The following is a 13,224-nucleotide window of genomic DNA, read 5'->3' as shown; positions in this document are numbered from 1 at the left end:
GCTGGGATCGGCCAACTTGTCTTAGTCGATCGTCGGTATGTTCGGGGTGTCTTCAATGGATGGCCCAGGTGGGGTAGGGGCGAAGCTGCCGTAAACAGGCCCGCGGCACGATCCGCCGTACATTGGCGGCTGAACGATTCCTAAGTTCACGAGCCAAGCGAGAACCTTTCGTTGGGTATCGCGTCGATTGCGAACGGAAAGTTTGCCTTGATCGGCTTCGATGAAACAGTCGTCCGACTTCCAGCTTTCGGGATCGACATGCGATTGAATTTGCCGGGCTATTTCTTGCATTTCCGATTCTTGAAACAAAGGAGTTCCATTGACGGATAAGTGGGGCTCGAACATCTCCGTGACGATCTCGGCGTTTTCCTTTTCAATCGCGGCCAGGAACTCATCCAGATCGAGCGGATGGGAGGCTTGTCGAATCTCTTGCAGGACGCCACTCAGTTGATCGTGCACCGAGGCCGTTTGGGCAACGACCAAGCAATCGGCACTCGGCAGGAAGGTGATGGAACCTGGTCCGCCCAACTCTTGCCAAGACTCAGGCGAGATGGTGGTCGTCAGGACGTCTTGCAGGTTCTCATCAGCAGGAATTGAATCGAGCACCGGTGACGGAAGAAGATACTTGTAGGGCAGATCTGGGTAGGGTAGTCGAATCGTAATCGGTGGATAAAATTTCGCTAGTCGCTGTTTGATGTGGGGATCTTGCTGGTCGAGCCCTCGCCAAACGAGATCGCGCACCGGGTAGATGCGGACATCTAGTTCTGCCTCGAAGGTGTCCCACGTTGAGAGGACAACTACATCGTCGTGAGCTTGCCAAGCTAAGGACAGCGGTTCCAACAACAACGTGAGCGAACGTGCCAAGCTGCGATTCCCGGAACGAAGCGAAACGGGGGCGTCCGCGTTCAAGCCAATATTTTCCAGGGCACGAATGTCGAGAACAAGATTCAGCTTCGTTTTTTGACGAATCGATTCGATTGCTTCGCCGAGCGGGACGTCGTTGAAACTTAATTCCACTTCCGAGCTCTTGATCTGCTTTTGGAGCTTGATGGTTTCCTGGGGCAGATGAGAGATGAGTCGTGACGCAACTGCGTAGTCGTCAGCGGGCATCGCTTGCGCTTCGACAAGCTGCTGATAGAGGCGACCGACGAGCAACTGCCGCCGCGCGGTCTGCATGATGACCATGCCGGAATTGATCGGTGCAATCGAGCCAGGCCCGCCAAGTTCTTCCCATGAATTGTCATCGACCGAACCCGTGGTTAGCTCAATCAGCGAGTCATAATCAGGGTGCGGCGCCCCCACGAGCTGCGGAACATGATGAAACTTCGTTTGCTGGTGAAACTCCTCTTCGTACTTCGAGCAGATGACAATTCCTTCCGGTTCCACATAGTAGGTGAGTGCGGCCTCACGAAGGGACCATTTTAAGACACTATGCAGAGAAGCATTCGTTAAGTTGCAAGAGATGGTCGCATCATGGCGAATGCCGCTGTCCTCAAGCGAACGTTCGTGAATTCTTACTGGAATTCTTGTTTCTTGCTCCACCCGTTTCGCAAAGTCGCCCAATGGTAAGTCTTGGATGTCGATGCTCAGACGAGTATCGAACACCTTCTGCTGCATCATTCGAGTCGCTTCGGTTTCCGACGGTTGTGCCATGCCGGAAGACGCGAGTTGCAAGGCAAAGATGATTGTCGTGATCGAAGCGAATCGGAACGTACTGGAGATATGAAGGGTCCTATTCATGTTTCTTTAAAAGAATCCCCCTTGTTGGCCCGCTGGTACAGGGTTGACTGGCTGCATTTGAGAAGTCGGCTGAGGATTCGACGGGCTCATGAAGCCCCCACCAGGAATATTGCCGCCGCCGGGACCATTCATCCCACCACCAAACCCGCCGTAACCACCGCCGTAGCCTGCCCCTGGAAACGGCCCGGAACGCGGCGAAGGTTGAACGTTGATCTGTTGCAAATACTTGGCGACTTCTCGCTGAATATCTTTGCGCGTACGAACGATGAGGCCGCTGTGCGTGGTATCGATGAAATGCTGATCGCCATCCCATGTGTCGGTGGCTACCAACGTTTGCACGCGCGCGGCAATTGCCTGAAGGTCTTCACGCGTTAGCTTGGGAGCCCCATTCTGATCGACGGGAGACTCAAACATGACAACTTCCATTTCGGCATTCTCTTTTTCGATCTGCTGGGCCACTTGTTCTGGATCGAACTTCCGCGGATGGCGACGGACATCGGCCAGAAAGGCCGCGAGCTTTTCGTGTACGTGTTCCGTTTGAGAGACAATCAGGAATTCATCGAACGGAGCGATGCTGCCAGGCCCGCCAAGTTCTTCCCACGAATCACACTCGACGGTGGTTGTGATCGACTCAATGATGCTATCGTAATCATTGAACCGGGGAGCGTGGGTTAGTCCAACTTCTCGCCAGGGCTCCCAGCCGAAGCTACCGAAACCCCGTGAGTGTATCGATTGAATCAGTTTATGGACCTCAGGCTTCGTAATATCCAGTCCACCCCAAAGTAGGTCGCGAATTGGATAGACGCCTGTTCTTATTTCCGCCGCAGCTTCCTCCTCAGTCGTGATCACCACCACATTGTCCAGCGTGTACCAGGCGAGTTCATACTGTTCGCGCAGTACCTCCAACGCTTGATTCAAGGAGACTTCCTGGAGGTCGCAGGTGATAGGGAGATCACTCGCCAAACCCATGTCTTCCAGGCGACGAGCATCGATAAAGATCGGAATCTCACTTGTTTTCGTCAAGTAAGTTATGGCATCGCTTAAGGGGGTGTCAGTGAACTTCAAGGTAACTTGGCGTTGATCCAGTTGCTGATGAAGCTTGGCCGTGATTTCTCCCAGCTGCGATATGCTGACAGCCTCGGTCGGATACGCGTCGCTTGGGTACGCCTTCGCTTGGCGGATCGCTTTGAGAAGTCCCGCGATGTGCTCGTGTACCTCACCGATTTGAGAAACCGAGATTCCATCGTTGATCGGGGAGATCGTTGGCCCACCATCGTCCCACATGTCGGGATCGATCGAGGTTGTAAGGACCTCAATGATGGAATCAAAATCGGGTTGAACATTTGGGCCAGCTTCGGCGATATAAATGATGTCATTCAGTGGATAGAATCGAGGCTCCTCACGCCATTCTGCGTCCTCTTGCGTGGTAATGACTACGTCATAGGGCGTGATGACATAGGTCAATTCGAGCTCGCGAAGGAGAAGTTTCAAATGCGTTTGAGCCCGCAGCCCGGACATGGCATAGGTAATCGGCATGTCTGGCGAGAGGCCTAGTTGCTCCATCGCGTGAGCGTTGAGGCGGACAGGCACCCCGAGATGCTTCTCCAGTTGTCTAGCAAACGTTTCCACCGGCGTATCGATCAGGTTTAAGTCGAACGTCTTGGTGCGCAGCGCCTCGGCGATGGCATCCTTCGCTTCGATATCCTGACGAGCAGACTCGTTAGGTAGGACGTTGATGACCGGAAACTTGGTAGCCTCCTGAGCGAAGACATTCGCGAGACTAATTCCCAGCAGAAAAGCAAGTGACAAGAACGCACGCATGACGACCCTCGAAGGGAAAGAAGAACGTGGTGATGTCGCTACCCTAGCTAAGTGGGGGTTTTGTTGCAAACATTTGGTTAGAATCATCTTATAAAAACTTGTCGTTGTATTATTTGGTCATATGACGCAACCAATATCATGAACTTCAAAGAAGCGTTTTGGGTCACTACGGCGATCGCGTTACCCGCGACCGCTGTGTGCTGTTTCGTCGACGTACCGCGCGGGATCGCTTTGTATATGCTTGCGGCGCTGCTGGGGTTTTTGGCTTTGGTCGGCAACATTAATTGGAATCGAACCGCTCGCCTCGGCGCTTCGATGGTGGTTGCCAGGAATGTGCCAGGCGTGCAGCACGTGACCGAGGATTGGGTCGACAACGCTCCAGAGAAATCACCACGCGAAACTCCCCGCCCAATGCCAGGCTTCATGACTCGCTGGTTTACCAAGCCACGGGAGGCCAGCGGAAGTGTGGTGCTGGTGATCGCCGGAATTGTTTGTGGACTGATCGTTACTGCAGTGATTGGCATCCACGATCTGAACGTCGAGGCCGCGAAAGAAGGTTGGGTTCTGCCGCTACGCGGAGTCCGCGACTCGCTGATGACTCAGGCATTTCTCATGGCGATTCCGTTTGCGATCTGGGGGGCAATGCTCGGCGGGATCATGACGTCCGCCTACTATCGCATCGCGATCGCAATTTGCGTTTTCGTGTTCGCCTATCTGGGCGTGATGGTCAGCTTTGGAACGGGCTTTATCTTTCCTGTCCTCAGTGCGGCTATCTGCACCGGAACTGCGGGAGGGCTTATCGGCGTGATTGGGGGCCTTGGGTTTGATCTGTCGATGGTCGAAGAAACGAACGACCCGCTCGAGCGAGAAAAGCGTCGGTTAGATCGGTATCGATAGTGGCAAAACCGCTCATGGTGTTAGTCGAGTTCTAATGAACCTCAGGAATAGGAACAGGCGGAACATCGTTCCTGTCGCCCGATATTTGCGGTGGGCGGTAACCGCCGGAATAGGGCCCTCGACAACCATGGCCCCGAAAATCATTGATCACGCCCAAATCAAGCAGATAACCGGTGACTTGGTTTTGGATCGATCGGCGATGACGTACGACAATCCGATCTTTCATCGCGGTTACATACGTTGTTTTGCCATCCCAACTATCGGGGGCAATACGATCGCGGATTTGTTCGACCAGTCGCTTCCGATCGCTTTCGCTAACGGATGGGATTCCCAACTCTTCGTTGCCAGAGATGATATGCGAGCGAACATAGATTTCTTGATTACGTCGATCGATCTCTGCTAGAAATGCCTTGGTATCGATCGGTTTTTGTTGCTTGCGCATCAGCGTGAGCGCTGCGGCAATCTTGCGGTGCACGGCCTGCGTTTGGGCGATGACCAGGCAATCGGCTTTCCAAGTGAACGCGTACATACTGCCCGGCCCGCCAAGTTCCGCCCAGGACTCCGCTTCGACGGTCGTTTTCAATAATTCGATAACCGCGTCGTAGTCAGGCAGATGAATCATGTGGCCAGGATCAGTGGCATCCGCGTACAGGTGAAGAAAGCCTGAGGTCGAGGAATAATTCTGATTCATTTCGGGCGGAAAGACGATGTCACGCACCTTAGGATCGGTAAGGTCTAAACCGCGACAAGCCAGATCACGTACCGGATAAAGGCGAACCTCTAAGTCGGATTCCACAACATCGGCATTGGCAATCACGACCATATCGCCAGCGATATACCAATCGAGCTCGGTTTGCTGAGTGATCATGTCCAGCAAACGCTTCTTGGTATAGGTTCCCTTGGATAGCGTGACCGGCATGGTTGTCGCGAGCCCATACTCTTCTAGGCCCTTAGCGTCGAGATAGAAGGTCATCGATCCTTGGTTGTCGAGGTGCTCGATGATGTCGATCAGGGGTGTTTGCTGAAACTCGACGGTCATCTGTTCGGCGTTAAGGGCCTTGTCGATGGCGATCGTTTGTTCAGGGAACAAGGATACCAATCGAGAGCTGGTCGGGTAGGGATCGCTCCGGGATTTTTGAAGTGCTTCCAGTTGTCGGAATAGTCGGGCGATACGAACCTGGTTGGCCTGAGTCTGGCCGACCATTTCACCGTTGTTAAAAGGGGCAATCGTAGCAGGACCGCCCAGTTCTTCCCACGAATCGGGTTCGACGGTCGCTGTTACCGCCTCAATGAGACTATCGTGATCGGCCGGATTCCCGACCAGTTCCGGCACGGCATAGAAATGGTGAAATAGTCGTTCCTGGTATTCCTTCTCGGTCGTTATCAAAAGGCTATCTTCTTCGGCAAAGTAGGCTAACTCATGCTGCGTCAGCGTCCAGCGTAGGGCACTGTAAAGTGAAACTTCGTCGACGCGAATCGATACTTCGGCATCAAGTGTTACTCCCAGTTCTTCAAGGGCCAAGCGATCGATCCGGATCGGAATGCCAGCAAGTTGTTCAAACTGAGTTATCGCATCACGCAGCTTTAACTTGGCGAAGTCGATACTTACCTGCTTCGCAAGTGTTCGGGCAAACAACTCGTTCGTCTGTTGGATCGAGTCGGTCAACCCTGATTCAAACTCGGGTATGACACGCCCTAACGGTTCCGCTGCAGGTTCTGGCTTCTCACCATGGACGAGCGTTCCACTCAGGCACAATAAGAGAGCCAACGAAGTCAACCAGCGCATGAAGAACTCCAAGGTGAAAGCTGAGGGCAGGGGAGCGAACGTTCGTCAATTAATGGACAGGGAGGATGGACAACAACGTTTTCGTGTTTGGTTCATTAATTCGATCCATCTTCGCTAAAAGACACCGCCACCGCCTGGGGCCTTGGCCTGAGGTACCGCAGGCGTTGGCTGGGCGGACGAATTGCCTTCTTGCTGTGGTGGTAAATAGCTTTGATTGCTAGGGAACATCATGCATCCCGAACCACTGATGATTTGATGGGGTGGAATGATGCTTCTTTCCTGTAGAAACTTCTCGATTTGTCGGTGAACATCGCGACGTTGCCGAATCACGAGGACATCGCCCAGCGACTCGATAAAAACAGAATCGTCCGACCAGCTTTCGGGAGCGAATTGCTGCTTGATTCGCTCGGCCATCCGCTGCATTTCCTCACGAGTTAACAGAGGCGTATCCGCTGTCTGCCGCAGCGCCGAATAGGTTTGAGTGAATATGGTGGACTCGTGCTTTTCGATGTCGGCCAACAACTTGTCGACGTCGATCGGCTGTTGTCGTTCACGGATTTGCGCAAGTGCGGCCTGAATCTGCATGTGAACGGATTCGGTTTGAGTGATGACCAGACAATCGCATCGGTTATCATAAATTCCGACGCTGCCAGGCCCGCCCAGGTCCTCCCACGAATCAGGTTTGATCGTAGTGACCAGGAGAGTAACCATGGCTTCGTAATCAGGGAGGCTGACGATCGAATCATTTTCCCAAGGATCCTTCAGCAATTGGGCTTCGATTTTTGGGTTGGTGATATCAATCCCTTTCCAAGCTAGATCACGAACCGGATAAATCTCGATTCCAAGTTCCCCGTCGGCCTCCTCCTTTGTGGTGACGACGATCAAGTCTCCGGCAACAAACCACCTAAGATCGTCGGCGAAGGACCGCGTTGAGATGTCTAAGATTCGTTTCAGCGAGGTCGACTTGGCTGGCGGAATAACGGTAACGTCGTCTTGGTTGTAGCCGAGGTCTTCAAGTGCTCGTTGGTCAATATGGACAGGACAAGATGTGTGCTTGCGAAATTGTTCGACAAACGTCTTCAAACTCATTTTTTCCGGGGCAAACTTGGCTATCTTCGACTGAAGTTCGCTGAGGATCTTTTGTTCCTGCTTGGCAAACAACGACACACGATAGCTGGCCGTCGGATACGGATTACTAGGGAACGCTTGTACCTGGTGAAGTCCGACGAGGAGATGATCGAGCTTCGTATGGATTTCCTCGGTGGTGCTGATCATCAATCCGTTTAGGTATGGGCAAATCGAACCGGGCCCCCCGAGATCTTCCCAAGAGTCAGGTTCAACGGTCGTCGTGATCACTTCGATCAAGATGTCGTGGTAGGCAGGATTGCCAATTAAGTTGGGGATGGCATAAAAGCGGTTCACTAACTGACGCTCAGCTTGATCGGAACCAGTGACGACGATTCGATCGACATCGATCATGAAGGTCAGGTCGTTCTGGGCGAGCATCCACTTCAGTGCGCTGTAGACAGAAACATCATTCAGTGCCAGCGAAACCTTCACCGACGAATCGAGCCCGTATTCTTCCAACGCGTATTCGTCGATGTGAATATCGAGTACGGTTTCTGCCGCGAGTTGTTTCACGGCATCACGAAGAGGTATCTCTTGGAAGCTGACACTCGTGTTCTGTGATAGAAGCCTTGCAAATAACGCTTTGCTATGCGCGTCACTCGACGTCAAGTCAGGTGCAATCTGCGGGATGACCTGTTGAATCGCATCGTTCGTCGAAAGCATCACCGTAAGAGGCTTCTTCGGTCGCTCATCTGTGCCCGAGGTCGAGCCACCAAACTGGGCGAATACCGGCGTGCAAAACAGGACGGAACCGACCACAAACAGCGATAACGCGCGCATAACAACGTCCTGGCAGGCAAAAAGGCAGGGGACTAGTATGCAATTACCCTAACCGTGGGGAGAAACGCCTGCAACGATTTGGCTAGATTCGTTGTCGATTGATCGCGTGCGAGCGCTAGGCGGCTCGGCGGGTGCGGCCCAGGATTTGGCTCATTTGTGGCGACAGCGGTGCTTGCTCTAATGCTGGATCGGTCCGCAAGGCTTCGAGAACCTGATCGAGCTGTTCGAGCGAAGAAAGACTGAGATCGAGAAAGATCCACCGCTGCCCGGCGATCTCGCAAACGCCCCCGCTTTGGCCTTCGAGCCATTCGCGGCGGATTTGGTATCCCAAGTCTTTGGCGGTGGCGATAGCCTGGTCGAGTAGGTCGAGCGTGTGCATCCGTGCGAACTCCGAGAATCTAGGCAGCTTGAATAGGCAGCCATAAAGACTGCCGATTGTTCCGGTGGTGATTGTAGCGATCATGCCCCGAGCGACGATAGAGATATCTAAGGGCAATTGCCTCCACTTGAACGGTTTGCTGCAGAAAGGATTCTGTGAAGCAACGTTCCCTGCGACTGCTAGCTCTTGCGCTCGCCCCACTGAACAAGACAAACATTGCCAGAAGGCTCACGGATGACCGACTTGCAAGCGACTTCTCAAGCATCAATCGTCGAACAACAGGCTAAGGAAATCGAAATCCTGAAACGCCGTCTGTTGGAAGCACAGAAGCTGACCGCGATGGGCGAACTGGTCAGCACGACGACTCACGAATTTAATAACGTGCTGATGTCGGTGATCAACTACGCCCGCATGGGGCTGCGTCACAAAGACGAACAAACCCGGAACAACTGTTTCGAAAAGATCTCGGCGGCTGGTGAACGCGCTGCGAAGATCACTACCGGCGTGCTGGCCATGGCGAAGAACCGGGGCAATCGGATGGAGCCGACCGAACTCTCGAAGATCGTTGACGACACGATTGTGTTGTTGGAACGCGAGATGCGCAAGTATCGCATCGAAATCGAATTCCAGAATAACGACGTTCCCCAGGCACTCGCCAACGGCAACCAGATTCAACAAGTCCTGCTGAACCTGATGATCAATGCCCGGCAGGCCATGCCCCAAGGGGGACGTTTGATTCTCCGGCTTTCGTACGACGCGGCTGATCACATGGTCGATTTGTTAGTGCGGGACCACGGTGTGGGCATTCCCAGCGACCAACTGCCCCAAATCTTCGATGCGTTCTACAGCACCAAAAGCGGCCCCGATGAAACGGGCAAGGGTGGCACCGGAATCGGTTTGGCGGCATGTCGTGATATCGTCGAGGCCCATCAAGGTAAGATCCGCGTGCAGAGCACAGTTGGTATGGGAACGGCGTTTACGATTCGGATTCCCGCAGCCGAGGCGAACCCCAGCAGTCGATCGGATGTCTCCCATGTTGTGCCCGTTTCCGGCGGCAGCATGCTTCCCACGTCGTCGGTGCGGCAATAGCCCGATATATGATTTCTGCGTGCCCGAGCAGAATCGGGCTTGTCACGAACGAAAACGCGCACATAATGAGTGGCATGAACAGCTGGCAATTTACCTTCGGTTACTTTTTTAGCTACTTTCCGAGTAGGGCCGAGGATTCTGTGTAACTTGCTGCTGCTAAACAGAAGAATTCCAAAGCCCTGAATCGGAAAGCGATTCAGGGCTTTTTTTGTTTCTATTGCCAACTTTTAACTATCTGACACCTCACCAAAATAGCCTGGGAAGAGAAAGCCATGATCATTGTTATGAAACGGGACGCGACTGAAGAATTAGTCCAAAAGGCGGCCGAAAAGGTCGAACGCATGGGGCTGAAAGCCCACGTGATCGTCGGAACCGAGCGGACGGTGATTGCCGCGATCGGCGATAAACGAGAAGAGATGCGTGAATCGCTGGAAACGGTCGCCGGTGTATCCAAGGTGGTTCCGATCTTAGCGCCTTACAAGGTCGCTAGTTTGGAGGTGAAGCCCGAACCAACCTTGGTCAAAGCAGGCAGCTTAGAGGTTGGCAACGGCAAATGTGGTGTCATCGCCGGACCTTGTTCGGTCGAAAGTGAAGACCAGATCGTCGCCACCGCCAAGGCTGTCAAAGCAGCCGGAGCGACGGCGCTGCGGGGCGGGGCATTCAAACCGCGTACGAGTCCTTACTCGTTCCAAGGTTTGAAGGAGGAGGGCCTCAAAATGTTGGCCACCGCCCGAGAAGAAACAGGCTTAGCCGTGGTGACCGAAGTCGTAGCTTCGGAAGACGTGGAACTTGTTGCGAAGTACGCCGATGTCTTGCAAATTGGTGCCCGTAACATGCAAAACTACCGCTTACTGGAAGAGGTCGGACGGGTTGACCGGGCGGTTCTTCTGAAGCGAGGTCCTTCTGCCACCATCGACGAGTTGCTTCTCGCTGCTGAGTACATCCTGAATGAAGGCAACACCCGCGTCATGCTATGTGAACGCGGCATCCGTACTTTCGAGTCGCATACTCGCTTCACTCTTCCACTGGCAACCGTTTCTTACCTGCATCAAAAGACGCACTTGCCGGTCGTGATCGATCCAAGTCACGGCACGGGACACGCGGCACTGGTACCTGATATGTGCGTGGCCGCCGTAGCAATCGGTGCGGACGGGATTATCGTCGAAGTGCATCCTGAGCCAGATCAGGCAATGAGCGACGGTTACCAATCGCTCGATCTGCCAACGTTCGATGCCACCATGCGGCGCTGCCGTGCGGTTGCCAATGCAATTGGCATTCAGTGTGGCGCTGAAGTCTAAGATCACGCAAAGTTACTGACCACGGATTTCACGGATGAATAGGGATAAGAAAAGGAACTTCGCCTCGGGCGAATCTTATCCGTGTTCTCGGTGTAATCCGTGGTTCATTGTGTTAGCAGCAAGAGTCGTCTCTTAAGGTGCCATCTTTCGCTGCAAGAAGTATTGCAACTTTTGGTGGTCTTCTTTCGAGAGCAGTGCCAACAAGTGTTTTGAAATGGGATCGTAGAGCACTTCGCCGTAGCCCGTTTTTCGCAGGTCACTTAGTTGCCGCTCTGCTTCGTTGATCATGGCGGTTGCCTGGGACTTTCCGAGGTTCATCTCGGAGAGATCATAGAATTCGAGCCACGGCATCACCGGCACGGACGATCGGCTTACCAACTGCACGGTATGAGCATTGATCGGCAACGCTTCCAACTTCCAGCTTTGGCAGAAGCGAACGAGCATTTCGCCGACCGTGTGCCCCGTCGATGAAACGGTTACTGGCGTTGCTGGGCCCAGCTTGTTCAATGCCAGTGAATCCCAATCGCAAAGAATATCGAGCCCCGTCTTCTTTTCCATTTGATCGATTACCTTGTACATCGGTGTCGGGACGACAATCTGGAGATTGACCGATTTCTGCAAGATAGGTTCGAGTTGATCACTACGGAGCTTCACGGCGAACAGTTCTGGGGCGTACTTCGATTTGGGCGAAAGCCCGCGCGCAACCCGCATCTTCTCGAGAAAGATCATTGACTTGAACTGGGCGACTTCGTTTTGCGTGATCATGATCGCATCGGGATCGACACGATATAAACCTTGCCCACGTGCGTGATTCCAAGACATCGGTTCGACAACGTGGGTCAACAAGTAGGCTAAATCAGCGACCTCCTTGGCATCGCTGGCCATGTCATCGACTTGAAGTCGCATGGTGCGTTGATGACCGTCGAGTGGCTGCGTGATTTGCAGTCGGGCACTGTGATCGGTCGCCACTACATCCAGGCCAAACGGATGGACCGCGGCACGCAAAATGCCTTCGACGGATGTCCGCGATTGCTGAATGGAGATCGGCTTGGTCGCATTGATCTCGGCGTAGGCCAGCGCCAGTGGATCAAGCGTGACTGGTGCCGTGCTCATTTGCGTTACGAACGAAGTGAATTCGTTGAGCGGCATATCCTTTAGGCTGATCTCGACAATCGGGTCACGCAATCTGGCGGCCACATCGACCTCTTGAATCGGAGGAACCAACTCGGGCGTCGGGGGTGGTTCGGCGACGGGAACCGCGGGATTGCCTTGAGCAAGCTGAGGAGTGGCGTTGTTGGCAGAGCCTTCGATGGCATCTGGATCGAAGATCGGGAACGATTCGCCGAAGACCTCGTACAGCGGATCATCCTTCAGTTCCAAAATCGATTTGGGCGTTGCGGCGACGACTGGTTGATCCGCGTCTGGCTGGGCAGGTTCCTCAGCCGGCGGTGAATCCTTGGGTTGGTCTTCGGGGTCACCGAAGAGGAACGGATTTTCTTCGGTCATAGGCGAATCGGTCGCTTGATTCGTCGACTCGTCTGGCTTTTCTTCATTCGTCGGTGCGTCGGTCACCTCTTCCGATTCGGATGGAGAATCGGTTGGTGTGGGGGGATCTGGCGTTTCATCGGGAGAACTGGGCTCGGTTTCTTGTGGCTTTGGTGGTTCAACGTTGGTTTCTTCCGTGACGGGGTCTTTCTCAGCGGGAACTTCAGCCTGCGCAACTTCCTGAGTGTTGGGATCGTCAGTGGGGACAGCCGGGGCGTTCCCCTCGGAAAGTACTGCGTAACCGATCACCGCGATCGTCGCCAAGGACATGACTGAGATACCACCGATCAGTGCCATATTACGCCACTTGCCGACGTTGGCATCGGAAGAAAACCTTCCTCCATCGATGGGGGCCGTAGCGGCCGTGCTTGTCGTTTCCGCCGCAGGTTCCACTGGGGGCGTTGCCGCAGCTACGGTTTTTGGAGGAGCCACGGATGCAGCGGACGAATCGGTATCGAGCATTTCGTCGATATCGTCGAACATCGCGTCCGAGTTGGAAACGTCGGGGGGCGTATCTTGCGTTTCCGCGACGGGTGGCGTGGTCGGCGTTGGCTCGGCAGGAGGAACCACAGGAGGCGTCACGGCCGCAGCTTTAGACTCCGCCTTCTCAGAGGGAGGAGTACTGCCACCTGGTTCAGCGATCTCGACCATGCTGCCACACTTCGGGCAGTTCACAATCTGACCGATCAGTGACCGGCTGGTAACTTTCAGTCGAGCATGACAGGTCGGGCAATGAACGCGGAAAAGGGTCACGCGGAATC

The 13,224-nt window shown here is 54.0% G+C and carries 9 protein-coding genes; 3 read left to right on the top strand and 6 right to left on the bottom strand.

Annotated elements, in window-relative coordinates; translation table 11 throughout:
* Positions 1-21 precede the first annotated feature (21 nt).
* Together C5Y83_RS15500 and C5Y83_RS29610 are read right to left on the bottom strand one after the other, a co-directional pair.
* A complete protein-coding gene (locus C5Y83_RS15500) occupies positions 22-1,740 on the bottom strand; it encodes a hypothetical protein (RefSeq protein ID WP_105330625.1) in 1,719 nt (572 codons plus the stop codon).
* 6 nt (positions 1,741-1,746) lie between these two features.
* A complete protein-coding gene (locus tag C5Y83_RS29610; protein WP_199195046.1) occupies positions 1,747-3,561 on the bottom strand; it encodes a hypothetical protein in 1,815 nt (604 codons plus the stop codon).
* 138 nt (positions 3,562-3,699) lie between these two features.
* Between C5Y83_RS29610 and C5Y83_RS15490 the strand changes: the two genes are divergently transcribed.
* Entirely contained in the window at positions 3,700-4,458 is a 759-nt protein-coding gene (locus C5Y83_RS15490) for a hypothetical protein (protein WP_105330624.1), read from the top strand.
* A 31-nt stretch (positions 4,459-4,489) separates the two neighbouring features.
* On the opposite strand, the gene C5Y83_RS15485 is transcribed toward C5Y83_RS15490, so the two are convergent.
* The 3 genes from C5Y83_RS15485 to C5Y83_RS15475 all read right to left on the bottom strand — a co-directional run bounded on the left by C5Y83_RS15485 (position 4,490) and on the right by C5Y83_RS15475 (position 8,531).
* A complete protein-coding gene (locus C5Y83_RS15485) occupies positions 4,490-6,244 on the bottom strand; it encodes a hypothetical protein (protein WP_105330623.1) in 1,755 nt (584 codons plus the stop codon).
* Positions 6,245-6,358: 114 nt separating this feature from the next.
* Positions 6,359-8,152 (bottom strand): hypothetical protein, encoded by a 1,794-nt coding sequence (locus tag C5Y83_RS15480; RefSeq protein ID WP_105330622.1) that lies wholly within the window; start codon positions 8,150-8,152, stop codon positions 6,359-6,361.
* Positions 8,153-8,267: 115 nt separating this feature from the next.
* Entirely contained in the window at positions 8,268-8,531 is a 264-nt protein-coding gene (locus C5Y83_RS15475; RefSeq protein ID WP_105330621.1) for a hypothetical protein, read from the bottom strand.
* Between the two features lie 234 nt (positions 8,532-8,765).
* Here C5Y83_RS15475 and C5Y83_RS15470 point away from each other — a divergent pair, with 234 nt between their 5' ends.
* Together C5Y83_RS15470 and aroF are read left to right on the top strand one after the other, a co-directional pair.
* Positions 8,766-9,620: a sensor histidine kinase gene (locus C5Y83_RS15470; RefSeq protein WP_105330620.1), complete on the top strand. Its 855-nt coding sequence runs from the start codon at positions 8,766-8,768 to the stop codon at positions 9,618-9,620.
* A 272-nt stretch (positions 9,621-9,892) separates the two neighbouring features.
* Positions 9,893-10,918: a 3-deoxy-7-phosphoheptulonate synthase gene (gene aroF / locus C5Y83_RS15465; RefSeq protein ID WP_105330619.1), complete on the top strand. Its 1,026-nt coding sequence runs from the start codon at positions 9,893-9,895 to the stop codon at positions 10,916-10,918.
* Positions 10,919-11,050: 132 nt separating this feature from the next.
* Here the strand turns inward: aroF and C5Y83_RS15460 are convergent, their stop codons facing one another.
* Entirely contained in the window at positions 11,051-13,216 is a 2,166-nt protein-coding gene (locus C5Y83_RS15460) for a hypothetical protein (protein WP_146117789.1), read from the bottom strand.
* Between the last annotated feature and the right edge of the window lie 8 nt (positions 13,217-13,224).

Origin of the sequence: Blastopirellula marina (genome assembly GCF_002967765.1) — a bacterium.
Classification (GTDB): Bacteria; Planctomycetota; Planctomycetia; order Pirellulales; family Pirellulaceae; genus Bremerella; species Bremerella marina_A.
Note: the sequence above shows the minus strand (reverse complement) of the source record. Positions and strands in the feature narration are given on the sequence as shown.

What these genes read in the sequence shown, in the direction of transcription:
- aroF (WP_105330619.1), top strand. Translation starts at nt 9,893, where the DNA reads ATGATCATTGTTATGAAACGGGACGCGACTGAAGAATTAGTCCAAAAG.
- C5Y83_RS15485 (WP_105330623.1), bottom strand. Translation starts at nt 6,244, where the DNA reads ATGCGCTGGTTGACTTCGTTGGCTCTCTTATTGTGCCTGAGTGGAACG.
- C5Y83_RS15500 (WP_105330625.1), bottom strand. Translation starts at nt 1,740, where the DNA reads ATGAATAGGACCCTTCATATCTCCAGTACGTTCCGATTCGCTTCGATC.
- C5Y83_RS15490 (WP_105330624.1), top strand. Translation starts at nt 3,700, where the DNA reads ATGAACTTCAAAGAAGCGTTTTGGGTCACTACGGCGATCGCGTTACCC.
- C5Y83_RS15480 (WP_105330622.1), bottom strand. Translation starts at nt 8,152, where the DNA reads ATGCGCGCGTTATCGCTGTTTGTGGTCGGTTCCGTCCTGTTTTGCACG.
- C5Y83_RS15470 (WP_105330620.1), top strand. Translation starts at nt 8,766, where the DNA reads ATGACCGACTTGCAAGCGACTTCTCAAGCATCAATCGTCGAACAACAG.
- C5Y83_RS29610 (WP_199195046.1), bottom strand. Translation starts at nt 3,561, where the DNA reads ATGCGTGCGTTCTTGTCACTTGCTTTTCTGCTGGGAATTAGTCTCGCG.
- C5Y83_RS15475 (WP_105330621.1), bottom strand. Translation starts at nt 8,531, where the DNA reads ATGCACACGCTCGACCTACTCGACCAGGCTATCGCCACCGCCAAAGAC.